Below are 24,098 nucleotides of genomic sequence, written 5' to 3' on the forward strand. Positions count from 1 at the left end.
CGCGTGGCGACGGTGATCAATAACGCAATGCTGGAAGCCATTCTGGCAGAAATCAGGCCGCTGATTGGCCGCGGTAAAGTGGCGGATTATATTCCGGCGCTGGCCAGCGTCAGCGGCGACAAGCTTGGCATCGCTATCAGTACAGTGGACGGGCAACATTTTGCCGCCGGCGATGCGCATGAACGATTCTCCATCCAGTCGATCTCCAAAGTTTTGAGTCTGGTGGTGGCCATGAACCACTATCAGGAAGAAGAGATCTGGCAGCGGGTGGGGAAAGATCCCTCCGGACAGCCGTTTAACTCGCTGCTGCAGCTGGAGATCGAGCAGGGTAAACCGCGCAACCCGTTTATCAACGCCGGGGCGCTGGTGGTCTGCGACATGCTGCAGAGCCGGCTCAGCGCGCCGCGCCAGCGGATGCTGGAGATTGTCCGCCGCCTCAGCGGCGTGACCGATATCGCCTACGATCCGCTGGTGGCCCGCTCTGAGTTTGAGCATTCGGCGCGCAACGCCGCTATCGCCTGGCTGATGAAATCCTTCGGCAACTTCCATAACGACGTCACCACCGTGCTGCAGAACTATTTTCATTACTGTTCGCTGGAGATGAGCTGCGTCGAGCTGGCGCGAACCTTTCTCTTCCTCGCCGATCGCGGCATCGCCCCGCACCTGGAAAAGCCGGTTATCGCGCCTATCCAGTCCCGTCAGGTGAATGCCCTGATGATGACCAGCGGCATGTACCAGAACGCCGGCGAGTTCGCCTGGCGCGTGGGGCTGCCGGCGAAATCGGGCGTCGGCGGCGGAATTGTGGCGATCGTGCCGCAGGAGATGGCGATCGCGGTGTGGAGCCCGGAGCTTGACGAGGCGGGTAACTCGCTGGCCGGGGTGGCGCTGCTGGAGAAACTGACTCAGCGGCTGGGGAGGTCGGTGTTCTGATGGTCGATCAGGATCGGTTGTTTGCTCGTCTGGCGCGCTCGACGTTTCGTTCGCGCTTCCGGCTGGGTGGGAAAGAGCGGCAATATTGTCTCGATAAGGGACCGGAGGTCATCGACCAGCACGCCGCCGATTTTATTCGCCAGCGGCTGGCGCCCGCCGCGCCGGCCAATGATGGCAAGCAGACGCCGATGCGCGGTCACCCGGTGTTTATCGCCCAGCACGCGACCGCCACCTGCTGTCGCGGCTGCCTGGAAAAATGGCACGCCATTCCCCACGGCCGCGCGCTGAGCGAGCAGGAACAGCGCTATATTGTGCAGGTGATCCACCGCTGGCTGGTGCTGCAGATGAACGCGCCGTCTGTGCGCTAATTTGCATTTGATCGGCGCCGGAGTATGCCTGATAAATATTCTCATGTTATGATAATCCGCTAACTAACTATTAACATAATAATTGCCTGAAACAATTAGACGGATAATTACTGAATGTCTTCACTGTCGATTCGGTCATTTACACTGTTTCGTGAAGAACAACCCGTGCGCGATGCACTGGTCTTATTTACGTTAACGCTACTGCTGCATTTTCTGGGCGCCATGCTGCGTCTGGTGCAGGAGCTCTCTTTCTTCTGGCCGCTCAACGCCGTGATGGCCGGGATTTTTGCGCGCTACGTATGGCTTAATCGCAGCTATTTTTATGCCGTCTGCTTTGCGGCAATGCTGGTCTATGACGGATTAACCTCGCGCTGGGGAATGGGCTTTGCCTCATTGCTGATTAACTTCTCCAATATTGTCTTTATTGTGACCCTGGCACAGCTGGTACTGTGGGATAAACGACGCGCCGATTCCATGCCAGGCCCGATTAACGCGCTTAATTTATTCTGTTTCTGTCTGTTAGCCGCGTTGCTGTGCGCAGCGGTCGGCGCGCTGGGGTCGGTGGACGTCGAGCGCGCCACCTTTATCCCCCAGCTGGCGGACTGGTTTAGCGAGCAGTTCTCGACGGCGGTGCTTATCCTGCCGTTTATTCTGACCCTGACGCTGCCATCCGCGTTAAGCGGTTTTCGCTTTCACCAGCTGCTGCCAGCGCTGGCGCTGGTGCTGTCGATTGCCCTCGGCGTGGCGGTGGGCGGCGCCGGCAGCATTACCTTCCCGTTACCGGCCCTGATCTGGTGCGCCGTGCGCTATCCGCTGCCGCTGACCTGCCTGTTGACCTTTCTCACCGGCATCGGCGAGATACTGCTGGTGGCCAACTCGTTAATTCACTTTTCGCCGGATACGCGAATGCAGCCGTGGCAGCTGTTCTCCACCCGCCTGGGGATCGCGGCTATGCTGATAAGCCCGGTGATCGTCGCCTCCAGCGTCGAGGCGATTAACATGCTGGTGAAGCAGCTGGCCCTGCGCGCTGATTTTGATTTCCAGACCCGCGTCTATTCCCGTTCCGGGCTGAGCGAGGCGCTGAAGCGCCAGGCGCTGCCGGCAGATAAGCTGCTGACGGTGATGGTGCTGGATATCGATGGCTTCAAGCGAGTGAATGATGCTCTGGGCCATGAAGGCGGCGATTGCGTGCTGACCCAGTTTGCCCAGCAGGTTCGACACCTGGTGGGCGAGCAGGGGATGGTTGCCCGTATCGGCGGCGAGGAGTTTGCCGTGGCCGCCGTCGTCGACAGCGCTCAGCAGGGCTATGTGCTGGCGGAGAAGATCCGCCACGGTGTGGAGTCGCAATCCTTCGGCCTCGGTCAGAACCCGATCCATCTGACCATCAGTATGGGACTGGAGACCCGCGAGGTGGGCCACGCCCGCATTACCGAACTGTTTAACCAGCTGCTGCTGGCGGCGGATGATGAAATGGTCAAAGCCAAACAGACCGGCCGTAACCGCATCTGTATGCCGGCGCTCACCGAAAGTGCGCCATAAGAAAATCCTATCAGGATCTCTCTTGTGTTAATTTTTGGTTAAAAACATAGTGATGTGGTCGATAACAGGGAGCTCTTATGACCACATCCTTTTCACTGCGCACGCTGTCGCGTGACGATATTCTTCATCATCTTCCGGCATTAAGCGATATCCTGGCCAGCTGCGTTAACGGCGGCGCCTCGGTGAGCTTTATGCTGCCTTTCAGTCTGCAAACCGCGACGACCTTCTGGCAACGTACCGCTGACAGTGTGGCGGCAGGGGAGCGCATCGTGCTGGCCGCCCTTGACGCTGACTCGCGCCCCGTCGGCACCGTGCAGCTGATTATCAGCCAGCCGGAAAATCAGCCGCATCGTGCGGATGTCGCCAAACTTTTGGTTCACCAAAATGCCCGCCGCCAGGGTATTGCCAACGCGCTGATGGCGGAGCTGGAGCAAACCGCTCGCCGGGAAGGGAAGACAGTGCTGGTGCTGGACACGGCGACCGGCAGCGGGGCGGAGCAGTTCTATGTTCGCTGCGGTTGGGAAAAAGTGGGGGAAATTCCGCGCTATGCGCTGATGCCAGACGGCAAGATGACTGCCACCTCGCTGTTCTATAAGTTTCTGCCCTGACGGCCGCTATTGCAGAATGCTTTGATCAAAACAGGGTTTCAGTGGTCGTAAAACCTGATAACTTATTGGACCAATTACTCAGGTTGTATGACTACTATTAGAGGGAACCCATTGTGAAAACATTAAACCGTCGTGATTTCCCCGGCGCGCAGTACCCTGACCGTATCGTCCAGTTTGGTGAAGGCAACTTCCTGCGCGCATTCGTTGACTGGCAGATCGACCTGCTCAACGAGCATACCGACCTGAATGCGGGCATCGTGGTCGTTCGCCCCATTGACACGGATTTTCCACCGTCGCTGAACACCCAGGACGGCCTCTATACCACCATTATCCGTGGTCTCAACGAGCAGGGCGAAGCGGTTAGCGACGCGCGGTTGATCCGATCGGTCAACCGCGAAATCAGCGCTTACGCTGACTACGACGCTTTTTTACGTCTGGCGCATAACCCGGAGATACGGTTTGTCTTCTCCAATACCACCGAGGCAGGCATCAGCTACCATGCCGGGGATCGGTTTGACGACGCGCCGCCGGTCAGCTATCCGGCGAAACTAACCCGCTTGCTGTTTGAGCGTTACCAGCATTTCGCCGGCGCAGCCGATAAGGGATGGGTGATTATCCCCTGCGAACTGATCGATTATAACGGTGAGGCGCTGCAGGCCCTGGTCCTGCGCTATGCCGCCGAGTGGCAGCTGCCGCAGGACTTTATCAACTGGCTCACCTCGGCGAACACCTTCTGTTCCACCCTGGTGGATCGCATTGTGACCGGCTATCCGCGCGATGAAGTGGCGGCTCTGGAGGCGCAAACCGGCTATCAAGACGCTTTCCTCGATACCGCCGAGCACTTCTATCTGTTTGTTATCCAGGGGCCCGCTTCGCTGGCCAGCGAGCTGCGTCTCGATAAGCTGCCGCTGAATGTGCGTATCGTCGACGATATCAAGCCCTATAAAGAGCGCAAAGTGGCGATCCTTAACGGGGCGCACACCGCCCTGGTGCCGGTGGCCTTCCAGGCTGGAATCGATACCGTCGGCGAAGCGATGAACGACGCGGAGATTTGCGCGTTTGTCGAAAAAGCGATTTATGACGAGATTATTCCGGTGCTGGACCTGCCGCGCGATGAGCTGGTGTCATTCGCCAGCGCCGTGACCGGGCGCTTCCGCAATCCCTATATCAAACATCAGCTGCTCTCGATCGCCCTCAACGGCATGACCAAGTACCGCACCCGTATTCTGCCGCAGCTGCTGGCAGGGCAGAAGGCGCATGGCACGCTGCCGCCGCGCCTGACCTTCGCGCTGGCGGCGCTGATCGCCTTCTACCGAGGAGAGCGGGAGGGGACATGCTATCCGGTACAGGATGATGCTGACTGGCTGACGCGCTACCAGACGCTCTGGGCCCGCCATCGCGACGGTCAGATAAGCACCCGCGAGCTGGTTTCCGCTGTGCTCAGCGTGGAGTCCCACTGGGAGCAGGATCTAAGCCAGATCCCCGGACTGGTGGATCAGGTCGCCGCTGACCTTGACGCTATTCTGACCCGCGGGATGCGCGACGCCGTCAGGCCGCTCTGCTGATAGCGGAGTCTCTTCACCCGGCTGCGGCCGGGTTTATTGGCACTCAAATTAGTTACAACATACTTTTTTATTGTCCCGATAGAGCCGGTCAGCAGCCCCGCTGCAATAGGCTTTTTAGTGCCAAATCGCCCTGCGCAGGCGGGAATTATGGTTAAGCCGCTTGAACAAATATCTGCGCAGGAAAATAATGGCCTTAATACCTGGTTCCTGCCAATGTTCGCAGGCTAATTCATTCATCTGTAAGGAAACTCGCATGGTCATCGATATCCGGGAAGTAAGGCCGCATGACAAAGCCGAATGGCTTCAGCTCTGGGAAGGCTATACCCACTTCTACGGCAGTCCGCAGCCGGAAGAGGTGACCGAATGCACCTGGCAGCGGATGCTGGACGTGAACTCACCCGTGCTGGGCAGGGTCGCAGTGGTGAATGATACGGTGGTGGGATTCGCTATCTGCATTCTGCACGAAGGCACCTGGGTCACCACGCCAATCTGCTATCTGGAGGATCTGTTCGTCGATCCAGCTTTCCGCGGACAAGGCATTGCCAGAACGCTGATTAAGTCGCTGCAAACCGAAGGGGCTGATCAAGGCTGGTCACGTCTGTACTGGCATACTCGCCGTGATAATCCCGCCCGCCACCTGTATGATGAATTCACCCCGGCTGACGATTATGTACGCTACAGGATCACCCTTGACTCCTGAAGCGATAAGATGCTGTTAAGCTTTTCCCGCTATAACAGGGGAAACAGGCTCAGGAGAAGCAACGATGGAAAAACGTCTCGAAACAGTGGTCAATCTGATAATGTTTCTTTCGCTATTGGCGACGGCCTGGGATCTGTCACTGGTGCATCATCTCGCCTGGTAGCAACTAAATAGCCTGAATCGCGGCGCCCCTGCAGGCGCCGCCTGACTTATTCACCCGCCATTTTGCCGGCGCTAAAACTCCAGTCCTCCAGCTGGTTAAACTGGATCACCACCATCACGTCCTGCGGGCTGACCGCCATCTCATCGGCTAACCGCGCGCAGAGCCGACGATAGAGACCCTGTTTCTGCGCCCGGCGGCGCGGTTTTCCGGCGAAAATATGAAACAGCACGAAGCGATCGCTGCGACCGCCGCTAAGATAATGCGGGTCGTAAATGCGCTGCCCGTCGGCGGTCTGCTCGATAAACTGAAATTTGTCCGCCGGCGGCACGGCAAACTCCGCCACCAGGCACTCATGGAATAGCGCCGACAGCTGAGCAAACTCCGCGGGACGCCATGCCGTACCAAGCGAAATACGGGTCAGAGGCATGGCGCCTCCTGCGCGTTCAGGCAGGTCAGGGCGCTGGCCGCCGCCGGCCAGCCGGCGTAGAACGCCAGGTGGGTAAATAATTCGACAATTTCCTCCTGGCTCAGGCCATTTCGATAGCCGTAGGCGATATGCCAGGGCAGTTGCTCGGTTTTGCCCAGCGCCGTCAGGGCGGAGAGGGTGATTAAGCTGCGTTCCCGGGGCGACAGCTCGCTGCGCGCCCAGATATCGCCAAACAGCACCGTTTCGGTCAGTTCTGCCAGTTTTGGCGCAATGGCGGCCAGCGTGTGGCGATCGACAGGGGTGGTATCCATGGTGACTCCCGTTACAGGTTGAAGTGGTCGTCACTGTCGCACGCTGAGGAAGGTGTTGAATATCGCAATGTTCAGGATAATTGATCCTGAAAAACAGGAATGTTTGCTGGCTCGACTTGCTTATGTATTGGTTATGTTTTACGCCACGCTCAAGGCAACCGTCAGGCGGCTATTTTTCGCGCCACGATAAACAGACGTGGAAAGCGTAGAAGCACCATTCCGTTACACTGTAACGGATAGTGGTCGGCCAACAATGCCAAATAGCGGGTCAGAAAGGCGCTTTTGGCCTGCTCATCGAGGTCCGTCAGATAAGGTCGCAATCCGGTGCCCTGCAGCCAGTCGACTATCGCCTGATGAGAAGCGAGCGGATGAAAATAGGTGGTGCGCCAGATATCAACTTCACAGCCCTGTCGGGTGAGCAGATCGTACCAGGCGTCCGGCGGAAGCAAGGGCTGGCGGCCGCGGTCCGGCATTCCCAGCTCGCCGGCGACCTGACGCATCAGAGTATGGGAGGGCTCCTGCCAGTTATCCGGCATCTGCACCGCCAGCGTACCGTTATCCGCCAGCTGATTCACCAGATGCGGAAACAGCGTCTCATGATCCGCCAGCCACTGCAGCGAGGCGTTGGCATAGATCACGTCTGGCGGTTGCGCAGGCCGCCAGCTGGCGATATCGGCCTCGATGAACTCACAGTCGGGTAAGGCCCGCGCCGCCTGGTCCAGCATGGCCGGGGAGTTATCGATACCGACGATCGCCGCCAGCGGCCAGGCGGCACGCAGCAGGCGGGTACTGTTGCCCGGCCCACAGCCGAGGTCAACGACGCTCTCTACCTGCAGGTGAGCGATACGGGAAAGCAGGTCAGCCGCCGGGCGGGTGCGCTCAGCGTCAAACTGCAGATACAGCGAAGGATTCCAGTCAGCCATCGGGCGTTGTCCTGTATGAGGGAGACAGGGCAAAGCATAGAACGCCCAGGGCCGTCTGTCAGGGGAAATGATCCCCTGCAGCACCTGGCAGCGTGACACTGTCACAGATAAAATGGCATCAGCAGGCTATCGCGTGCGGTATGGGCACTTTGTGAGGGGAAGCGGATTGGTCAGCATCTGCGCCCGCAGCGGGCGCAGTGGCTTATTCGGCGTTCTTCAGCGCTTCGGCGCGGCTGGCGGTGGCGTAAACAAAATCCAGCATCGGCTCGAGATCGGTATCGTAGCCGGCCTGAATAATCTTCCCGCGCAGCCATTCGATTTCACTGGTGATATCGGGATGGAAAATGTTGTTATCCTGCGCACGGCGCAGCCATTTCAGCAGAAAGTTGTTCTTTCCACGGATACCGCCCGACTTTTTCGACTTTCCGTGCATCTTCAGCGCGACCAGGACGCAGTAATAGAAATGAACGCGCTGATTAAAACTTTGGTGCATGTCTGTGTTTCCCGCCAGAATCAGGAATTCACCGTGTGGGTCAGTGATTCGGATTGGACTACGGCGGCGGGCTGGATCGTTGCGCGATCTCTGTTGTTTTCCGCCACCGTCCTTGCATCTGTCGCCAGACGCTGAGGGGGATGTTGGCACGGAAGCCGAATCGTCGTCAATTGCCGATTCGTTTTTTGCCGGTGTCGGCAGCCCGCGGCGATCCGCGAGCCGGGCCTGGCTACGTCCTGACCGCTGCCCGCTGTTGCAGATGTACGCGTAAAATCAGCAGGAAAGCGAACACGACGACGATCGCCGCCAGCAGATACAGGGTGGCGAGATCGTAGTAGCCGGCGACCCAGCCGGCCAGCGGCCCGGTCAGCCCCAGCGCGAGGTCAAGGAACGCCGAGTAGGTGCCGAGGGCGGTCCCCTGGTTTTGCTCTTCCACCTGTTTTACCGCCTCAACCCCCAACGCCGGGAAGACCAGCGAAAAACCCGAGCCGGTGAGGAAGGCGCCGATACCCGCCACCCAGGCTGACGGCGCCAGCCAGATAAGCAGCAGACCGAGACATTCGATGACGAAGCAGGCCAGGGAGACCGGGACTCCGCCATAGCGGGTGATGGTATTCCCCAGCACCAGGCGAACACAGATAAAACCGACGCTGAACAGCGAGAGGGTAAACGCGGCGCCCTGCCAGCTGTGCGCGGCAAAGTAAAGTGTGATAAAGGTGGCGATAACGCCGAAACCGACGGTGCCAAAGGCCAGCCCCAGGCCATAAGGCCAGATTTTGCGCACCACCGCGTGAAAGGGCGCTCTGACACCGGCGGTCACGCTGACGTCTTGCCGCGTGCGGGCGAACAGCAGGCCGATGGCGGCGACCATCACCACCACCGTGGCAAAGCCGCTGATGCCGAAATAGTGGTTAAGAGTGACCCCCAGCGGCGCGCCCACCGCCATCGCCACATAGGTCGCCACGCCGTTCCACGAGATCACCCGTGACGTATGGATCGCGCCGACGGTTTTGATCCCCCAGAGGGTGGCTCCGGTGGCGGTAAAGCTCTCGCCGACGCCAAGAAATACCCGGCCCGCCAACAGCGCGGCAATCGCCAGCATGGGCATCGTCTGCAACATTACCGCCAGCAGCGTGAAGGCGCCGCTAAGCAGACAGCAGACGATCCCGAGGCTAACCACTCTTTTCGGCCCCCAGATATCGGTATAGCGCCCGGCGTGCGGCCGGCTTATTAGCGTGGAGATGTACTGCAGACTGATCACAATACCGGCGACAAAGGTGCTGTAGCCCAGCTGATAGTGAATATAACCCGGTAGAACGGCCAGTGGCAGACCAATGGAGAGATAGCAGATACAGGTAAAAACAACGATCGAAATGATGCGCAAATTAAGCTGCGTGGTGCTGACGGAAGTGCTCATAGGGATAAAGGGTTAATACATAGGGATGTTTAGCATAGCGCGCCGCGAGAAGGCTGGCGAGTCGGGAAGGCGTTTTATCGGTAACCGACGGGAACGTTGTCTGTCCGAAGGTAAATAATTGCTTTTGCAGCGGTTGACGCCAGCCCCGATCATCGTCAGCTCGCCGCCACATGCGACTCATCGCCCACCACGCCCCAGGCGCGGTTTTGCAGCACGGTGCGATAGCCGTCGCGGTCGACGAAAGTGACGCCGTTGACCTCCCAGTAGGGGTTGAACGCCGTGACGCGCAGAAACCCGGCGGCGTCCATGGCGCTGCATTGTGCCTCCCAGGCCTGACGCTGCGGATAGTACAGCACCAGCAGATCTTCATCTCCTGGCGAGGGGGTAACGGGATGGTGGCGGCAGTGGGTGAATTCCAGATGCCAGCTGGCATCCGCGGAGCCGATCATAATCCCGCTAAATCCTTCATGATCGGTAAAGCTGCCAAGTTCCTGCAGCCCCAGCCCGGCGCAATACATGCTGGCGCTGGTCTCCAGTTCGCTGACCGGTCTGGCGATGCGCATGTGGCAGAACGACATATTGACTCCCATAAGGCGTAGGCCGGGTCAGGCGCAGCCGCCACCCGGCAAAAAAGCGGCGTCACAGCCGCGACCTGTGGCGAAAAGCGATTCTGTCGCTGTTGTCGCTCGGGTTGATACTGTAGCGGCAAAACGCCTCTGCGTTTGTCGGCAAGAGCTCTGGGTTGCCCCCTGCGCGTGTGTCACTGAATCCTCTTCTAGCTTAGCCGTTCGCAGCGCTTTGCAACAGGATGCGCCACTCGCTGAGGGCGGAGGTGCTGAACCCCTGACGCCAGATAAGCTGGGTGGTCGCCTCGCACAGCGGTTCGCTAAGGCAGTTTTCGGGAAGCGTCATCAGCGACAGCACGCTCTGCGGCAGCAGGCAGACGTAGCGCCCGGAGGCCACGCAGGCCAGCATGCTGTGATAGGAGCTAACCTCATGCACCTCGACGGCCGCCTGTTGCTCCGCCAGCCAGCGCTCTCCCAACGCCCGATAGCTGCAGCCGCTGGTAAATGCCGCGAACCGCAGCGGGCCCGCGCCCTGCGGCCGGACCAGCATCAGGGTTTCCTGAAACACCGGGACAGATTCCAGCCCGGGCGGGCATGTCGGTTGGCCATCCGGCCCTGGCGGCAGGCAGACCAGCGCGGCATCGAGGGCGGCGGTGAATACCCCCTCGGCTAACTGGCGGGTCGGCCGGGTGCTGAGGGTGACATCCACCTGCGGGCATTGCTGTTGGAAGCGGGTAAGCAGCGGCGGCAGACGGCTGGCGGCGGTCGCCTCCATCGCGCCCAACCGCAGGCTGCCGCCGGGTGTGGTCGGATGCAGAGCCTGCTTTGCCTCCTCCGCCAGGCTCAGGATCCGCCGGGCATAGCTGAGGAACTGTACGCCTGCCGGCGATAGCACCATTTTTTTGTTGCCGCGGACGAAAAGTTCCACGGCAAGCTCCTCTTCTAGCTGCTGAATACGGGTGGTGATATTAGACTGGGCGCGGCCAAGCCGTTTTGCTGCCAGGGTGACGCTTTGCGTGTCGGCCACCTGGATAAAAATCTGCAGTGTGCTGTGGTTCATATTTTTATTCTCAATATGATAATGATGTTGATCTTATCATCTTTAAAAGAGATGGTAAGCCTCCGGCATCACTCATCTACGAGGAACTCATGCAAAATTCACTGCTTTCGCTTCTTGATATTGACTACCCCCTGATCCAGGCCCCGATGGCGGGCGTCTCCACCCCTGCGCTGGCTGCTGCGGTGAGTAATGCCGGGGCGCTGGGTTCGCTGGGGCTGGGCGCTGCAACCGTTGCCCAGGCGGAAGCGATGATCGTCGCCACCCGCCAGCTGACGGACCGGCCGTTCAATGTCAATTTATTTTGCCATGCGCCGCCGCGGCGCAACGCCCCACGTGAAGCGGACTGGGCAGAGACGCTGCGCCCCCATTTTACCCGCTTTGGCAGTACGCCTCCGGCATCGCTTAGGGAGATATACCAGACGTTTATCGGCCACACCGCCATGCTGGAGCTGCTTCTCGACCACTCGCCGGCGGTGGTGAGCTTTCATTTCGGCCTTCCTGAAGGTGAGACGATCCAGCGTCTGCGACAGCAGGGGATTGTCACCCTGGCGACGGCAACCTCGCTCCAGGAGGCGCTGCTGATTGAACAGCAGGGGATCGACGTGGTGGTCGCTCAGGGCTATGAGGCGGGCGGGCACCGGGGGATCTTTGCTCCGCAGGAGCCTGACGCGCAGCTGAGCACCTTCACCCTGGTGCAACTTCTGCGGCGTCGACTAACCATCCCGGTAGTGGCCGCCGGGGGCATCATGGACGGAGCGGGGATCGCTAGCGTGATGCAGTTGGGGGCGCAGGGCGTACAGCTCGGTACGGCGTTTTTACTGTGTCCGGAATCGGCCGCCGACGCCGGCTATCGCGCGGCGATCCACAACAGCCTTGACGGGCGTACGGTGCTGACCTCCGCGATATCCGGGCGTCCGGCACGCTGTCTGGCTAATGCCTTCTGCGCGCTAGGGGAAGCCTGTCCGACGAGCGCCGTGCCGGATTATCCGCTGGCGTATGATATCGGCAAAGCGCTGGCCGCCGCCGCGAAAGCCCAGGGCGTCCATGAGTATGGCGCCCACTGGGCCGGGCAGGGGGTGGGGTTGATCCGCGAGTGTGACGCCGCCAGTCTGGTCCGCCAGCTGGCGGCAGAGAGCGGCTGGAACTAATGACTGACGGCTAACGGCGGTGGGCCAGGCTGCGCACCAGCCGATCGCCGGCCATCTGCACGCCCTGAACCATCGCCACCAGGATCAGCACTGTGCCAAACATCACCTCATTATTGAATCGCTGATAGCCGTAGCGGATGGCGAGGTCGCCGAGTCCGCCGCCGCCGATCACCCCGGCCATCGACGAAAAGCCAATCAGCATCACGATAGTCAGCGTGATCCCGGCCAGCAGCGTCGGCAGGGCTTCTGGCAGCAGGGATTTAAAAATCACGTGCCAGACGTTGCCGCCCATCGACAGAATGGCTTCGATTCTTCCGTAATCCACCTCGTCGAGCGCGTTTTCCGTCAGGCGGGCAAAGAACGGAAAGGCGCCGATGGTCACCGGCACGATGGCGGCGGTGCTGCCCAGCGTGGTGCCGACGATCAGCCGGGTAAAAGGGATCAGGGCGATCAGCAGCACGATAAACGGTAGCGACCTGCCGATGTTGATCACCGCGCCTAACAACGCGTTCAGTTTCGGCATCGGCGCCAGCCCGTTGGCGCGGGAAATAAATAACAACACACCGGTGGGCAGCCCGATCAGCACGGTAAACAGGGCCGCCAGGCCCACCATATAGAGCGTATCCAGCGTGCCGTCGAGTAATAACGGCCACAAATCTTCCCAGCTCATGCTACTCCGCATAATGGCCTCCCCTGAACGCCGTGACGGGTAAGAAAATCCTGTTCAGCCTGCGGGTCGTGCAGCAACGACTGGCGCAGCCGCGACCATGGGGTCACCAGCAGGTCGGCGAGTTTGCCGCTCTCGACAATCTCGCCCTGTTCCAGCAGCGCTGCGTGGTCACAAATGGTTTTCACCACCTCCAGCTGGTGCGTTATCAGCACAATGGTCAGATTGAGCCGCTGGTTAATATCCGCCAGCAGAGCCAGCACCGAGGCGGTGGTCTCGGGATCCAGAGCGCTGGTCGCCTCGTCGCACAGCAGCACCTCCGGTCGGGCGGCCAGCGCCCGGGCGATGCCGACGCGCTGTTTTTGCCCGCCGGAAAGCTGCGACGGGAAAGCGGCGGCCTTTTCGCTGAGATCCACCAGCTCCAGCAGTTCGCGCACCCGCGCTTCGCGAGCGGCCCGCGGCACCCCGGCAATCTCCAGCGGCACCGCGATGTTATCGGCGACGGTGCGGGCATGCAGCAGATTGAAGTGCTGGAAAATCATCCCGGTGCGCAGGCGATAATCCCGCAGCGCCGCCTTGTTCAGCTGAGTAATATCCTGTCCGTTCACCAGAATGCGGCCCGAGGTGGGCCGCTCCAGCAAATTGAGACAGCGGATGAGCGTACTTTTGCCGGCGCCGCTGCGCCCGAGAATGCCGTAAATCGCCCCTTTCGGGATCTGTAACGCGATATCGTTCAGCGCCGGTCGGCCGGTTCCGGCATAGGTTTTGCTCAGCCCTTCGATGGTGATCATGACTGAGGGGCCACCGGGATCACCGAGCCGTTGTAGTTTTTACGGATAAACTCCGCCACCTGCGGCGACGTCAGGTCTTTCGCCAGCGCCTTAATACGCGGGTCATTCGCCAGGGCCGGGGTGGTCACCAGGATATTGGCGTAGGGGTTATGCTCGGCGCTTTCCAGCCCCAGGGCATCTTTCGCTGGCACCAGACCGGCTTCCAGCGCGTAGTTACCGTTAATCACCGCCAGGTCGACATCGTCGAGGGAGCGCGGGATCTGCGGCGATTCAATCTCCAGGATCTTCAGGTGTTTCGGGTTCTCGACAATATCCTTCGGCGTCGCCAGGGTGGTGGCCGGGTCGGTAAATTTGGGGTCCAGCTTAATAAGCTTCTGCGCCTGCAGCAGGAACAGCGCCCGGCTCAGGTTGGTGGTGTTATTCGGTACCGCCACCGTGGCGTTTTCCGGCAGCGACGAGAAATCTTTATGCTTATGCGAGTAGATCCCCAGCGGCTCAATATGAACCGTGGCCGCGACGGCAAAGGTTTTACCCAGCGCTTTCTCCTGATCCTTCAGGTAGGGGACATGCTGGAAGTAGTTGGCATCCACATCGCCACTGGCCAGCAGTTCATTGGCGTTGACCCCGCTGGTCAGCTCCACCACCTTGAGATCGAGACTGGGATCGATTTTTTTGATGTAGTTGAGGATCTCCGCGTGGGGAACCGGGTCCGCGGCGACGCGCAGCGCGGCGGCCTGGGCAGACGTCCATGCCAGAGAAAGAGACAGTGCGACCCCTGCCAGTTTAAAAGCAGCATATTTCATGGTGTGTTCCTTTTTAGTTATGGTTAAACGATCAATTGCTCGGCGCGTTCGCGAAAAACGTCCTGATAGTAGCGTTCCGCCACGTCCGGATGGGAACGCAGACGGCCCTTGAGATAATTCCAGCCGACATCGCGCAGCAGCGGATTGTGCGGGTCGCTGTCCGGACCGCGCGCTTCACGCGCCAGCTCGGGCGGCAGGGTATAAACCGGCACCACCGCGTCAAGCTGGGCGCCAAGGAAGAAAGCGATGGAGAGGCGCTGCTGCTGAGCCGGCGGTGACACCACCCGGTGAACGGTAGCGCGCAGATAGCCGTTGGTGGCCAGCTCCAGCAGTTCGCCAATATTGACCACAAAGCTGCCGGCCAGCGGTACGGCGTCGATCCACTGCCCGGGCGCCACCTCAACCTGCAGCCCTTTCTGCTCGTCCTGCAGCAGGAAGCTGAGAAAACCGGAATCTTTATGGGCGCCAACGCCCTGGCTGCTCTGGGTCTCCTGCTGGCCGGGATAACGGATCAGCTTGATATGCTCGTTGGGTTGGTCGCCGTAAAGCCGGTCAAAGGCATTCTCCGGGAGCTGCAGCGCTTCGGCAAAGGCGCGCAGCAGGCGGATCCCCACCTGAGTCATCTGCTGTTGCCAGTGAAGTAATACCGGTTTTAGCGATGGCAGCGCGGCAGGCCACAGATTCGGACCCTGCAGGCGCTGCCAGCGCGGCGCGTCGTCGCTGAGGGTCAGCGCCGGACGTTCGGCGCCGATATCAAACTGCTCTCGCCAGTCAGGCTGGCCGCGCGTCAGCTCAGAAGCCGCGCGGTTATAGCCGCGAAAATGGGGGGAGTGGATCATCGCCACCTGCTGTTTTTGCGCCTCATCAAGCGCAAAAAAGCGCTGGGACTGGCGCTGAACTTCATATTGAAGCGCGTCGTCGACACCGTAGTTGATCAGATAAAAGAAGCCGATGTCGCGGGCGGCGTGACGCAGGTCGGTCAGGAAGGCCGCTTTATCCGCGGGGTCCGCGTAGCGGGCCAGATCGAGAATCGGCAGGGTGGTCGCGTTCATTGTGTTCTCCGAAAACGGGATAATAAGTTATGGGTCGATTCAGGTTCAGGGTTCTGGCACAACAGCAGCGCATGGTGATTTCCTCTGTCCGGGGCTGAGCACAGCTTGCCTCAGGGCCAGATAAGCAACCAATAACGTTATTTTCTAATTTATGTCCGCGCGGGGTTCTGTGCTTTTGCGTTAAATAGATAAAGGCGTAAGGGCGAACTGAAGCCGTTGCGCCCGTCACCGAGAGTCAGTAAGGTGGGCGCACTTTTTTAATGCGGAACGGATGTATCCTCATGCACAGCTCAAAAGATCCCCTGCACGGCGTGACGCTGGAAGCGCTGCTCAATGCCCTGGTGGCGCGCTACGGCTGGGTGGAAATGGCCCGCCAGGTCAACATTAACTGCTTTAAAAGCGATCCCAGCATCAAGTCCAGCCTGAAATTTCTCCGCCGGACGCCGTGGGCGCGCAAAGAGGTGGAGGCGATGTATCTGGCTTCGCTCGACGACGATGCGCCGGCAGAGAAACCGGATCCCTGGGCAAACTGGCAGAAAAAATAACCCTTACCACAGGACAACATCATGCAGAGCTGGAGCAGTAAAGATTTCACCGCCGACCGCGCGTGGGGCGCGCTGGACATTGCCAATTTTTCCGGCACCACCGTGCGCCTGCACTGGACCGACCAACCCTATATCTGGCACATCAACGACGGTCAGGAGGTGTTTGCCGTGATGGATGGTCATGTGGCGATGCATGTGAAGGTCGACGGCGAGGAACAGGTGATCATGCTGAACGCCGGAGATATCTTTTACGCCGAGGTGGGATGCGAGCATGTCGCCCATCCCCAGGGGGCGGCGCGTATTCTGGTGATTGAGAAAGAAGGGTCGGTCTGATCCCGCCGGCGGGCAATTCGTTAGCCCGCCGTTTCATCGCCTGTCACACTCAACATACCGCGTTGATATAAATCACTTATCCAGCTTTCAATATACATAATTCTTGTTTGCCATTGCCTTCACCCCAGCACTATCTTTTGCCGCAGACGTCTTAACAGGCACAACCCCGGGAGAGATCATGGCCACCTTGCAGTGGGATCACGCAGTACAGTTTGTGAATCAGCCGGAAGCGGCGATTGAAATCTTTGCCGGGCAGCAGCTGCGGGCGGCGGTCGGCGGGCGCCATCCGGGCTGGGGAACCCGCAATGCGCTGAGCTATTTTGGTCTGACCTATATCGAATTCCTCGCCATTTCCGACCCCGACGAACTGCGCGCCGCGACGGACAGATTTCTGCTCTCGCGGGATGCCGCGCGGTTGCTGCCGGAGAACGAAGCGCTGTTTCGCGTCGCGCTGCGCAGCGACGACATCGACGCCACCCATGACCACTTGCGTCGCAACGGGCTGGCGGTGTCACCGATTGTCGATGGCCAGCGCCACGATCCGCAGGGCAATGTCATCCGCTGGCGGATCTTCACCATCGATGGCGACACCGACGGGCTGGTCTTTCCTTTTGTGCTGCAGTGGGGAGAAGACGACGAGACCCGGCTGGCGCGGCTGCGCGCTCAGGGGCTGGACGTGCCTCATTCGCTGGGCGACATTGTGCTCGAGCAGGCGGTGTTCGAGGTGGACAATCCGCAGGCGGTGCGCGACCGCTGGCAGGCACTGCTGGGCTTCCCGTCACAGGGGGAGCAGGGGCTGGACGCGGGCGGCCAGTGGTTTATTTTCCGCCAGGGACCCGCCAACCAGCTGGCCGAGCTGGTGTTTCGCGTCGCCAACCCGGCGCTTAAGGGGCAACGCTTTCGCGTCGGCAACGGCGTGTATCGCTTTATATAAAGGCTGACGCTAGCGTACCGTCGCGCGCAGGGCCCCCGGCGGCTGGCCGGTGATGCGTTTGAAAGCCCGGCTAAAGGCCGCCAGCGACTGATACCCGAGGCTGAAGGCGACTTTTTCCAGCGCCTGGCCTTCGTGGGTGATGTACTGCACCGCCAGCCGCATACGCAGCTCGGTGAGATAGCGGGCGGGGGTGGTGCCGGTGGCGGCAAGAAAACGCTCGGCGAAGAGAGAGCGCGACAGCCCCGCCTCCCGCGCCAGATCTTCCACTTTCCAGTTAACGCCCGGACGTTGATGCATGGCGTAGATCGCTTTCGCCAGCCGGGGATCGCGCAGGACCTGCACCCAGCCGGTGGCGTTACCGCACCCGCAGGCCACCCAGCCGCGGACAATCAGCGCGGCCACCACGTCCGCCAGTCGGGCGAGGATCCCGGCATAGCCCGCCTGGCGGGTGAGCGATTCCCGCTCCATCGCCGCCAGCAGCGGCTGGATCTCCGGCCAGGTGTTGAGCAGGCAGCTCACCCGCATCACTTCGGGCATGGCCTTCACCAGCGGCTGCATGCCGCCGAGTTCAAAGTCCATACAACCGCTGAAAATCACGGCGCGCTCCGGGCAGTCAGGCTGGCCGCCAGCGTTGATACAACTTACCGTGCTGCACACCGTTTCGCTGTTCAGCTGCGCCACATTCACCACCGCGGCCTGCGGATCGGAGAGCAGGGCGTGCCCGTCGCCGTTGGGAATAAACAGCGCGTCGCCGCTCTCCAGGGTGAACTGTTCTCCGCTGGCCATGCGCAGCAGCACCGGCCCGCGGCTGATGAAATGGAACTGGGCTTTGCCCGCCACGGCGCTAAAGCCGACGCCAAACGGGCGGGAGGTCTCGATGCGCCGGTAATTCACGCCGGAGAGGCGCATACCGCGCAGCAGTTCGCTGGTCAGGTCGATAGTGGGCTGGCTCATGGTAATTCCGGACGAATAATCAATAACTGAAGAGTATGCATCATATATCGTCCAGGGGTAAGCCCCTAAGATGACCAGGATGTTAATAAACCTGGAGAGATGTATATGACTTCCTGCATAGCTGCTGACGCGAGCCTGTCACCCGTCAGGCCTGCCTGGCGCGCCGTCTATGCCCTGGCCCTCGGGGTGTTCGGCCTGATCGTGGCTGAATTTCTGCCCGCCAGCCTGTTAACGCCGATGGCCAGCAGCCTCGGCGTCAGCGAAGGGATGGCCGGGCAGGCGGTGACCGCCACGGCGTTAGTGGCGTTAGTCACCGGCCTGCTGATCGCCACCGCCACCCGCAATATCGACCGCCGCTGGGTGCTGATGTTCTTTTCCGTGCTGCAGATTGTCTCCAGCCTGATGGTCGCTTTTGCCGGTTCGCTGGCGTTTCTCCTGCTCGGTCGTCTGCTGTTGGGGATCGCCATCGGTGGTTTCTGGGCGATGTCCACCGCCACGGCGATGCGTCTGGTGCCGGCGGCCCATGTGCCGAAAGCGCTGGCGATCATCTTTTCCGCGGTGTCTGTCGCCACGGTGGTGGCCGCGCCGCTCGGCAGCTACCTCGGAGAGCTGATCGGCTGGCGCAACGTGTTTATTCTCTGCGCGATACCCAGCCTGCTGGCGCTGCTCTGGCAGCTGTGGGTGCTGCCCTCCATGCGGCCGGAAAGCGTTGGCACCTTCTCCACGCTGTTCAGGGTGCTGCGCCGTCCCGGTATGCTGGGGGGCATGCTGGCGTCGATCCTGATTTTCAGCGGCCATTTTGCCTTCTTCACCTACCTGCGACCGTTCCTTGAGACCGTCGCGCAGGCCAGCGTTGAAGGCGTTTCGCTGATTTTGCTCGGCTTCGGTGTCGCTAACTTTGTCGGCACCTCGGTGGCGAGCTATCTGCTGAGCCGCAGCCTGCGTCTGACCCTGGCGCTGGTGCCGCTGATGATGAGCGTCCTGGCGCTGCTGATGGTGACGTTTGGCCATCTGTCCGTGCTCGACGGGTTGCTGGTCGCCCTGTGGGGATTTGCCTTCGGTCTGGTGCCGGTGGCCTGGTCCACCTGGCTGGCCACCACCGTGCCGGATGAGGCGGAAAGCGCAGGCGGTCTGCTGGTGGCCTCTATTCAGCTGGCCATCAGCGCCGGCGCCGCCGGCGGCGGGGCGGTGTTCGATCTGCATGGCGCCAGCGGCGTCTTCACCGGCAGCGGTTTGCTGCTGTTGACCGCGATGGTCGTGGTCTTCACCGCCGTGCGGGTGAAACCGGTCGCCAGCGCCGATCAGCCGGAGACCGGCCGCTTATCCCGCGAGATCGATAACTAAATTGGCCGACAGGCTGCGGGAGCAGCACAGCGCGATATGCTGCTCCGCGGCCTGTTTTTCCGCCTCCGACTGCACGGTATCCCGGTGGTCGACCGTTCCCTCCCGCACCGGCGTCAGGCAGGCGCCGCAGATCCCCATCTCGCAGGAGAGCGGCACCTCAACGCCATGCTCCTGCAGCACCCGGGCGATGGTTTTGTCCCCCGGTACCGGCCAGCGCTCCCCGGTGGAGGCGAGGGTGATGGTGAAGGTGCCGTCCTCCGCCGACGCCGCCGTCGGGACGGTCGGCTGGAACGCTTCGCTGTGCAGTTGCGTTTCCGCCCAGCCGGCCGCCAGCGCGGTGTCGCGCACCTGAGCCATAAACCCCGGCGGTCCGCAGAAATAGACTCGGGTGTCGGCGTCCGGCGCGCCCAGATCCTGCGCCAGCCGCAGGCGCGGACTCTGCCCGTCGGCAGAGCTGTGGATCAGGCAGGTTCCGCCGGTGAGCTGGCTGGCGATCTCGGTGGCGAAGGCGGCCTCCTGCGCGCGGCTGACGTAATAGTGCAGCGTAAAGCTGGCGCCGGACGCCGCCCGCGCATGGGCCATCGCCAGCAGCGGCGTAATGCCGATCCCGGCGGCGAGGAGCACCACGTGGCCGCCCCCGTGCAGGGGAAAGTGGTTGCGCGGAGCAGAGATCAGCAAGGGCTGCCCCGGACGCAGGGTGTCATGAATATAACGGGAGCCGCCTCGCGACTGCGCCTCGCGGGCGACGCAGAGCAGATAGTGATCCCGTCCGGCCGGGCTGCCGGTCAGCGAATACTGACGGATCAGCCCGCAGGGGAGATGGAGGTCGATATGGGCGCCGGGCGCCCACGCCGGCAGCGGTTGCCCATCGGCGCTCACCAGACGAACGGCCAGATTTTTCGCGCCCTGGCGCCACAGGCCATCGACCACCACCGGGAGTATGTCGCGCATAAGACCTCCACTCATACCAGAAAGAAATCGCCAAAGCCCATCTTCTTCAGCCCGCGCCGGTAGGCGATAGAGCTGCGGTCTGCCGGAATATGCGCCTCCAGGGTCAAATCCAGCGGCAGCCGCTCCGGGCGCTGGGTCTCAACCATCAGGCGGTCCTCCTCAAACACCCGCAGGTTGAACGCATGAACGTCTTCCACCGGCACATGCAGGTCAAAATTGCGGGCGATAGGGGCAAACATTCGCGTCACGCGCGACGACACCGGCGAGGCGGCGTTCATGATCACCAGCTTCGCATCGGCAGGGAAATGGATGGTCAGCGTGGCGGTGAACGGCAGATGCATTTCAAAGTGACGCAGCCACTGGAACCCTTCCGGCGCGCGGAAATCGGAGCTGGCCGGGTAATTGCCTACCGAGCTCCAGTAGTCGGCAACAAAGCCGAACGGCGTCTCCTGCGGGGTGTAGTCCGGCACCTGTTGGTTGTCCGGATCGGCGAAGGTCTCGGTGTGGATCCACGCGAAGTGGGCGACATCGAGAAAGCCTTCGACCTGGCGGCCGGCAAAGCCCTTCACTTCAAAGGCCGGACAGTTGATTTGCTGAAAGCCGGCGTCGTCCCAGTGCGGCATGGTCGGTAACGGCGGCGGATTGTCCGGATCGCAGTCCAGGCAGGTCCAGATCAGCCCGTAACGCTCCTCCACGGCGAAGCTGGTGAGATGCAGTTTGGCCGGAATGGGTTGCCCCGGACTGGAGGGGATGCGGTTGCAGCGGCCATCCTCGCCAAAGCGCAGGCCATGATAGGGGCAGACGATGCCTTCTTCTTCATGAAACCCCAGGGTCAGCGGGACGCCGCGGTGCGGGCAGACGTCGCGGGCGACCACCACCTGGCCTTTTATACGATAGATAACCAGCTGTTCGTCCAGCAGGGTGGCTTTCACCGGAGCGCCGTCAATATCGCAGGCGCGGGCCACCGGGTGCCAGCAACGGGCCAGCCGCAGCCAGTCTTCCGGATCGAAGGTGCAATGGGCGGGGGGCGTGGGGGTGGTTGTCTTCATGATTTCTCTTCCTGCTCACATCGGTGATTGTTTTATTGTTGTGAGATTATTGTTGTCATATTAGGGTGTTCACATCCATCACCATTAATTCACTCTGCTGTTGCAAAAAAGAGTACAGGGGCACCATGAGTCCATTTTCCCGTTTCGCCCACTATTTCATCGCCGTGGCTCGCTGCGGCAGCCTGCGCCGGGCCGCCGAGCAGCTGCATATCTCGGCCTCGGCGATTAACCGCCAGATCCTGCAGGCCGAGGAGGCCTTCGGGACGCCGCTGTTCGAGCGGCTGCCGGAGGGACTGCGGATGACCACTGCGGGTGAACTGCTGTATGACAATCTGTTGCGCTGGCAGAAGGAGTTTCGTCAGACCCGGCAAAAATTTGATGAGCTGCAGGGGATGAAGCGCGGGAGCGTCAGCGTCGGCATGGTGCAGGCGCTGGCGGAAGGCGGCTTCGCCGCCGCGCTGGCGGAGATCATCGCCCGCTGGCCGTGGCTGGAGCTGGATCTGCAGGTGGCCGACAGCCACACCGTCAGCCAGAAAGTGCGTCAGGCGGATCTGGACGTCGGTCTGATCCTCGATCCGCAGGGGCAGGCCGGACTCAGCGTACTGGCCTTTGCCGAACTGGAGGTGGGGATTGTGATGCGCCCGGACCATCCTCTGGCGGGGGCAAAGGCCCTGTCTCTGGGCGAGCTCAGCCTGGAGCGGCACATCGTGCCCGGCGCGCCGCTGATCGTTCATGAGCGTGTTGCGCTCCTCTATCGCCACCATGACTTTGCGCCGGAGAATACCATCAGCTGCAATGATATTCGCCTCATTAAGTCGCTGGTGCTGCGCGGCAGCGGCGTGACGCTCCTCAGCCTGCTCGACGTGCTGGACGAGGTTCAGCGCGGACAGCTGGCCTTTATCCCGCTGCGCAGTACGCTGCTGCGGCCGCTGACTCTGGCGCTGTGCACCGCGCCCTCGCGTCAGCTATCGCGTCCCGCGCAGATGGCCATTCAGACGCTGAGCGCGGTGATTGAGTCCATGGCGACCGTCAGCCCAGCGGCCCGCTGAGGATGGTGTCGCACATGCCGTTGATAATCCGTTCGCCGGTCTCCTCCCGCAGCTCCTGGTACCAGGCTTCGGTGAGCTGCATATCCTTACCGTGGGTGATATCGCAGCGCTTGCGCGCCTTCAACACCAGATCGCGAACCCGATCGCAGCGCTGGGCTTCATATTCGCGCAGGGCGGCGTCAATATCGCGGGTCTGGCGGAAAACGGCGCCCAGCACCACCGCATCTTCCATCGCCGCACATCCCCCCTGGCCAATATCCGGGGTGGTGCTGTGTCCGGCGTCGCCCAGCAGCGCGACGCGACCGCGCACCAGGCGGCTGAACGGTTCGATATCGTGGATTTCAATACGGTTGGTGGTCTGCGGGTCAAGGGCGGCGATCAGCTTCTGCACCGGCGGCGCCCAGCCGGCAAAGTAGCGGCTGAGGTCAGCGCGCAGGGTGTCACGATCCTCGGCCAGACCCGCCGGCAGCGGCACATCAAAGAAAAAGTAGAACCGGCCAGCGGAGACCGGCATCAGCGAGACGCGCTTGCCTTCGCCGACAAAGGTGGTCCACTGATCGCCGGGCGCCAGCGCTTCATCTATTTCCACCAGACCGTTCCAGTTGACGTAGCCGGCGTAGCGGCGCTCCGGGGTAAAGCCGAGCACCCACGGACGCAGCGCGGAATGGCTGCCGTCGGCGGCAATCAGCAGATCGCCGCTGGCGCTGCTGCCGTCGGTAAACCACACCGTCACGCCGTCGGCGTTTTCTTCACAGCGGGTGACGCGTTTGCCGAACTGCACGCGCTCCCGTCCCCAGAAATCCAGCATTTCCCGCTGCAGCTCTGCGCGGGATACCGGGCAGGGGCGGCTGCCGGTGCGTTCGATCAGCGGCGCGAGGCTGAACTGGGTCATGTTCTCGCCGCTGCGGAAATCGCGATACGCCATGCGGCGCAGCGGTCCGCCGATGGTTTCCATGATATCGCCCATGCCGAGGTGGGCCATGCATTTCACGCCGTTGGGCCATACGGAAATCGCCGCGCCGACCGGTTTGATCTCTTTCACCGCCTCATAGACGTCGCAGTCGATCCCCGACTGTTTGAGCGCCACTGCCGCACTTAAGCCGCCGATGCCCGCGCCAATCACGATTGCTTTCATTTTTTTCTCCTTCTCCAGATGTAGGCACTGACTACAGCAATTTGCGTACCAGTTCGCCGGAGGGAGGAAAACCGCCCGCCAGAGGCACAGCGACAGGTCATGGCGCACCACCTCGGTGCAATGTGATGCATTGGTTGCCTTTTTATGAACCAAAAGTTTCTGTATGTTGCATTAAGAATCTATCGTTTCATAAGCCTGGTTCAGCAGCGGAGGGAAGTGATGCATCATTCGAGTAATTTAAGCTTATGATTTTTAAGTGTTAATAAATTTATT

General features: G+C 61.0%; 27 protein-coding genes. 12 read left to right on the forward strand and 15 right to left on the reverse strand.

Features of this window, described 5'->3' with window-relative positions; all coding sequences use genetic code 11:
- Positions 1-3: 3 nt before the first annotated feature.
- The 6 genes from glsB (at position 4) to ACQUTP_RS01470 (ending at position 5,710) form a co-directional block, all read left to right on the forward strand.
- Positions 4-930, forward strand: coding sequence for a glutaminase B (gene glsB / locus ACQUTP_RS01445; RefSeq protein WP_285756039.1), 927 nt, complete (start codon positions 4-6; stop codon positions 928-930).
- Entirely contained in the window at positions 930-1,298 is a 369-nt protein-coding gene (locus tag ACQUTP_RS01450; RefSeq protein WP_064190025.1) for a DUF4186 domain-containing protein, read from the forward strand. Before glsB ends, ACQUTP_RS01450 begins: the two co-directional genes overlap by 1 nt.
- Positions 1,299-1,412: 114 nt before the next feature.
- Entirely contained in the window at positions 1,413-2,837 is a 1,425-nt protein-coding gene (locus tag ACQUTP_RS01455) for a GGDEF domain-containing protein (protein ID WP_048294837.1), read from the forward strand.
- A gap of 77 nt (positions 2,838-2,914) precedes the next feature.
- Positions 2,915-3,445: a GNAT family N-acetyltransferase gene (locus ACQUTP_RS01460; RefSeq protein ID WP_032456019.1), complete on the forward strand. Its 531-nt coding sequence runs from the start codon at positions 2,915-2,917 to the stop codon at positions 3,443-3,445.
- 113 nt (positions 3,446-3,558) lie between these two features.
- The gene (locus tag ACQUTP_RS01465) at positions 3,559-5,010 is read left to right on the forward strand and encodes a tagaturonate reductase (protein ID WP_285756036.1); all 1,452 of its coding nucleotides are present in this window, start codon (positions 3,559-3,561) and stop codon (positions 5,008-5,010) included.
- A 253-nt stretch (positions 5,011-5,263) separates the two neighbouring features.
- Positions 5,264-5,710, forward strand: a complete 447-nt coding sequence (locus ACQUTP_RS01470) for a GNAT family N-acetyltransferase (protein WP_004205953.1) — start codon at positions 5,264-5,266, stop codon at positions 5,708-5,710.
- A 209-nt stretch (positions 5,711-5,919) separates the two neighbouring features.
- On the opposite strand, the gene ACQUTP_RS01475 is transcribed toward ACQUTP_RS01470, so the two are convergent.
- The 7 genes from ACQUTP_RS01475 to ACQUTP_RS01505 all read right to left on the reverse strand — a co-directional run bounded on the left by ACQUTP_RS01475 (position 5,920) and on the right by ACQUTP_RS01505 (position 11,070).
- A complete protein-coding gene (locus ACQUTP_RS01475) occupies positions 5,920-6,300 on the reverse strand; it encodes a tautomerase family protein (RefSeq protein ID WP_004205951.1) in 381 nt (126 codons plus the stop codon).
- Positions 6,291-6,611, reverse strand: a complete 321-nt coding sequence (locus tag ACQUTP_RS01480) for a carboxymuconolactone decarboxylase family protein (protein ID WP_004205948.1) — start codon at positions 6,609-6,611, stop codon at positions 6,291-6,293. Before ACQUTP_RS01480 ends, ACQUTP_RS01475 begins: the two co-directional genes overlap by 10 nt.
- A gap of 161 nt (positions 6,612-6,772) precedes the next feature.
- Positions 6,773-7,534, reverse strand: coding sequence for a trans-aconitate 2-methyltransferase (gene tam, locus ACQUTP_RS01485; protein ID WP_004205946.1), 762 nt, complete (start codon positions 7,532-7,534; stop codon positions 6,773-6,775).
- A gap of 202 nt (positions 7,535-7,736) precedes the next feature.
- Complete coding sequence (locus ACQUTP_RS01490) at positions 7,737-8,027, reverse strand: hypothetical protein (protein ID WP_004205945.1); 291 nt, start codon at positions 8,025-8,027, stop codon at positions 7,737-7,739.
- Positions 8,028-8,256: 229 nt separating this feature from the next.
- The gene (locus tag ACQUTP_RS01495) at positions 8,257-9,444 is read right to left on the reverse strand and encodes an MFS transporter (RefSeq protein WP_004205944.1); all 1,188 of its coding nucleotides are present in this window, start codon (positions 9,442-9,444) and stop codon (positions 8,257-8,259) included.
- Between the two features lie 155 nt (positions 9,445-9,599).
- On the reverse strand, positions 9,600-10,022 hold the full coding sequence (locus ACQUTP_RS01500; RefSeq protein ID WP_004205943.1) for a VOC family protein: 423 nt from the start codon (positions 10,020-10,022) through the stop codon (positions 9,600-9,602).
- 202 nt (positions 10,023-10,224) lie between these two features.
- Positions 10,225-11,070: a LysR substrate-binding domain-containing protein gene (locus ACQUTP_RS01505; RefSeq protein ID WP_017900370.1), complete on the reverse strand. Its 846-nt coding sequence runs from the start codon at positions 11,068-11,070 to the stop codon at positions 10,225-10,227.
- 89 nt (positions 11,071-11,159) lie between these two features.
- Here ACQUTP_RS01505 and ACQUTP_RS01510 point away from each other — a divergent pair, with 89 nt between their 5' ends.
- On the forward strand, positions 11,160-12,218 hold the full coding sequence (locus tag ACQUTP_RS01510) for an NAD(P)H-dependent flavin oxidoreductase (protein WP_049003682.1): 1,059 nt from the start codon (positions 11,160-11,162) through the stop codon (positions 12,216-12,218).
- A gap of 10 nt (positions 12,219-12,228) precedes the next feature.
- Here the strand turns inward: ACQUTP_RS01510 and ACQUTP_RS01515 are convergent, their stop codons facing one another.
- From ACQUTP_RS01515 to ACQUTP_RS01530, 4 genes are read right to left on the reverse strand one after another with little or no spacing between them, the layout of a single operon-like run.
- Complete coding sequence (locus ACQUTP_RS01515; protein WP_004217626.1) at positions 12,229-12,888, reverse strand: methionine ABC transporter permease; 660 nt, start codon at positions 12,886-12,888, stop codon at positions 12,229-12,231.
- Positions 12,885-13,676: a methionine ABC transporter ATP-binding protein gene (locus tag ACQUTP_RS01520; RefSeq protein ID WP_008804932.1), complete on the reverse strand. Its 792-nt coding sequence runs from the start codon at positions 13,674-13,676 to the stop codon at positions 12,885-12,887. The genes ACQUTP_RS01515 and ACQUTP_RS01520 overlap by 4 nt, the downstream gene beginning before the upstream one ends.
- A complete protein-coding gene (locus tag ACQUTP_RS01525; protein WP_004205939.1) occupies positions 13,673-14,479 on the reverse strand; it encodes a MetQ/NlpA family ABC transporter substrate-binding protein in 807 nt (268 codons plus the stop codon). The genes ACQUTP_RS01520 and ACQUTP_RS01525 overlap by 4 nt, the downstream gene beginning before the upstream one ends.
- Positions 14,480-14,502: 23 nt before the next feature.
- Positions 14,503-15,531, reverse strand: a complete 1,029-nt coding sequence (locus tag ACQUTP_RS01530; protein ID WP_285756029.1) for an isopenicillin N synthase family dioxygenase — start codon at positions 15,529-15,531, stop codon at positions 14,503-14,505.
- A 281-nt stretch (positions 15,532-15,812) separates the two neighbouring features.
- On the opposite strand from ACQUTP_RS01530, the gene ACQUTP_RS01535 reads away from it, so the two are divergent.
- The 3 genes from ACQUTP_RS01535 (at position 15,813) to ACQUTP_RS01545 (ending at position 17,343) form a co-directional block, all read left to right on the forward strand.
- Positions 15,813-16,076, forward strand: coding sequence for a VF530 family DNA-binding protein (locus ACQUTP_RS01535; protein WP_040250364.1), 264 nt, complete (start codon positions 15,813-15,815; stop codon positions 16,074-16,076).
- Positions 16,077-16,097: 21 nt separating this feature from the next.
- A complete protein-coding gene (locus tag ACQUTP_RS01540; RefSeq protein WP_080846684.1) occupies positions 16,098-16,409 on the forward strand; it encodes a cupin in 312 nt (103 codons plus the stop codon).
- Between the two features lie 178 nt (positions 16,410-16,587).
- Positions 16,588-17,343: a VOC family protein gene (locus tag ACQUTP_RS01545; RefSeq protein ID WP_065877663.1), complete on the forward strand. Its 756-nt coding sequence runs from the start codon at positions 16,588-16,590 to the stop codon at positions 17,341-17,343.
- A 9-nt stretch (positions 17,344-17,352) separates the two neighbouring features.
- Here the strand turns inward: ACQUTP_RS01545 and ACQUTP_RS01550 are convergent, their stop codons facing one another.
- Positions 17,353-18,297, reverse strand: a complete 945-nt coding sequence (locus tag ACQUTP_RS01550) for an AraC family transcriptional regulator (protein WP_004205934.1) — start codon at positions 18,295-18,297, stop codon at positions 17,353-17,355.
- Between the two features lie 105 nt (positions 18,298-18,402).
- Here ACQUTP_RS01550 and ACQUTP_RS01555 point away from each other — a divergent pair, with 105 nt between their 5' ends.
- Positions 18,403-19,641: an MFS transporter gene (locus ACQUTP_RS01555; RefSeq protein ID WP_080846969.1), complete on the forward strand. Its 1,239-nt coding sequence runs from the start codon at positions 18,403-18,405 to the stop codon at positions 19,639-19,641.
- Here the strand turns inward: ACQUTP_RS01555 and hpxE are convergent.
- Both hpxE and hpxD read right to left on the reverse strand, forming a co-directional pair.
- The gene (gene hpxE, locus ACQUTP_RS01560) at positions 19,618-20,592 is read right to left on the reverse strand and encodes a molybdenum cofactor-independent xanthine hydroxylase subunit HpxE (protein ID WP_049093370.1); all 975 of its coding nucleotides are present in this window, start codon (positions 20,590-20,592) and stop codon (positions 19,618-19,620) included. The two genes, ACQUTP_RS01555 and hpxE, sit on opposite strands and share 24 nt — an antisense overlap.
- Before the next feature lie 11 nt (positions 20,593-20,603).
- Positions 20,604-21,641: a molybdenum cofactor-independent xanthine hydroxylase subunit HpxD gene (gene hpxD / locus ACQUTP_RS01565; protein ID WP_021314344.1), complete on the reverse strand. Its 1,038-nt coding sequence runs from the start codon at positions 21,639-21,641 to the stop codon at positions 20,604-20,606.
- Positions 21,642-21,766: 125 nt separating this feature from the next.
- On the opposite strand from hpxD, the gene hpxR reads away from it, so the two are divergent.
- Positions 21,767-22,690 (forward strand): LysR family hpxDE operon transcriptional regulator HpxR, encoded by a 924-nt coding sequence (gene hpxR, locus ACQUTP_RS01570; protein ID WP_004205929.1) that lies wholly within the window; start codon positions 21,767-21,769, stop codon positions 22,688-22,690.
- On the opposite strand, the gene hpxO is transcribed toward hpxR, so the two are convergent.
- The gene (hpxO, locus tag ACQUTP_RS01575) at positions 22,671-23,825 is read right to left on the reverse strand and encodes an FAD-dependent urate hydroxylase HpxO (protein WP_428902330.1); all 1,155 of its coding nucleotides are present in this window, start codon (positions 23,823-23,825) and stop codon (positions 22,671-22,673) included. The two genes, hpxR and hpxO, sit on opposite strands and share 20 nt — an antisense overlap.
- Between the last annotated feature and the right edge of the window lie 273 nt (positions 23,826-24,098).

The organism is Klebsiella sp. 2-CIP_Kleb. (genome assembly GCF_050378715.1).
Taxonomy (GTDB): domain Bacteria; phylum Pseudomonadota; class Gammaproteobacteria; order Enterobacterales; family Enterobacteriaceae; genus Klebsiella; species Klebsiella quasipneumoniae.

Coding starts and splice junctions, on each gene's coding strand:
- ACQUTP_RS01450 (WP_064190025.1), top strand. CDS start 930: ATGGTCGATCAGGATCGGTTGTTTGCTCGTCTGGCGCGCTCGACGTTT.
- ACQUTP_RS01455 (WP_048294837.1), top strand. CDS start 1,413: ATGTCTTCACTGTCGATTCGGTCATTTACACTGTTTCGTGAAGAACAA.
- ACQUTP_RS01460 (WP_032456019.1), top strand. CDS start 2,915: ATGACCACATCCTTTTCACTGCGCACGCTGTCGCGTGACGATATTCTT.
- ACQUTP_RS01470 (WP_004205953.1), top strand. CDS start 5,264: ATGGTCATCGATATCCGGGAAGTAAGGCCGCATGACAAAGCCGAATGG.
- ACQUTP_RS01475 (WP_004205951.1), bottom strand. CDS start 6,300: ATGCCTCTGACCCGTATTTCGCTTGGTACGGCATGGCGTCCCGCGGAG.
- ACQUTP_RS01480 (WP_004205948.1), bottom strand. CDS start 6,611: ATGGATACCACCCCTGTCGATCGCCACACGCTGGCCGCCATTGCGCCA.
- tam (WP_004205946.1), bottom strand. CDS start 7,534: ATGGCTGACTGGAATCCTTCGCTGTATCTGCAGTTTGACGCTGAGCGC.
- ACQUTP_RS01490 (WP_004205945.1), bottom strand. CDS start 8,027: ATGCACCAAAGTTTTAATCAGCGCGTTCATTTCTATTACTGCGTCCTG.
- ACQUTP_RS01495 (WP_004205944.1), bottom strand. CDS start 9,444: ATGAGCACTTCCGTCAGCACCACGCAGCTTAATTTGCGCATCATTTCG.
- ACQUTP_RS01500 (WP_004205943.1), bottom strand. CDS start 10,022: ATGTCGTTCTGCCACATGCGCATCGCCAGACCGGTCAGCGAACTGGAG.
- ACQUTP_RS01505 (WP_017900370.1), bottom strand. CDS start 11,070: ATGAACCACAGCACACTGCAGATTTTTATCCAGGTGGCCGACACGCAA.
- ACQUTP_RS01510 (WP_049003682.1), top strand. CDS start 11,160: ATGCAAAATTCACTGCTTTCGCTTCTTGATATTGACTACCCCCTGATC.
- ACQUTP_RS01515 (WP_004217626.1), bottom strand. CDS start 12,888: ATGAGCTGGGAAGATTTGTGGCCGTTATTACTCGACGGCACGCTGGAT.
- ACQUTP_RS01520 (WP_008804932.1), bottom strand. CDS start 13,676: ATGATCACCATCGAAGGGCTGAGCAAAACCTATGCCGGAACCGGCCGA.
- ACQUTP_RS01525 (WP_004205939.1), bottom strand. CDS start 14,479: ATGAAATATGCTGCTTTTAAACTGGCAGGGGTCGCACTGTCTCTTTCT.
- ACQUTP_RS01530 (WP_285756029.1), bottom strand. CDS start 15,531: ATGAACGCGACCACCCTGCCGATTCTCGATCTGGCCCGCTACGCGGAC.
- ACQUTP_RS01535 (WP_040250364.1), top strand. CDS start 15,813: ATGCACAGCTCAAAAGATCCCCTGCACGGCGTGACGCTGGAAGCGCTG.
- ACQUTP_RS01540 (WP_080846684.1), top strand. CDS start 16,098: ATGCAGAGCTGGAGCAGTAAAGATTTCACCGCCGACCGCGCGTGGGGC.
- ACQUTP_RS01545 (WP_065877663.1), top strand. CDS start 16,588: ATGGCCACCTTGCAGTGGGATCACGCAGTACAGTTTGTGAATCAGCCG.
- ACQUTP_RS01550 (WP_004205934.1), bottom strand. CDS start 18,297: ATGAGCCAGCCCACTATCGACCTGACCAGCGAACTGCTGCGCGGTATG.
- ACQUTP_RS01555 (WP_080846969.1), top strand. CDS start 18,403: ATGACTTCCTGCATAGCTGCTGACGCGAGCCTGTCACCCGTCAGGCCT.
- hpxE (WP_049093370.1), bottom strand. CDS start 20,592: ATGCGCGACATACTCCCGGTGGTGGTCGATGGCCTGTGGCGCCAGGGC.
- hpxD (WP_021314344.1), bottom strand. CDS start 21,641: ATGAAGACAACCACCCCCACGCCCCCCGCCCATTGCACCTTCGATCCG.
- hpxR (WP_004205929.1), top strand. CDS start 21,767: ATGAGTCCATTTTCCCGTTTCGCCCACTATTTCATCGCCGTGGCTCGC.
- hpxO (WP_428902330.1), bottom strand. CDS start 23,825: ATGAAAGCAATCGTGATTGGCGCGGGCATCGGCGGCTTAAGTGCGGCA.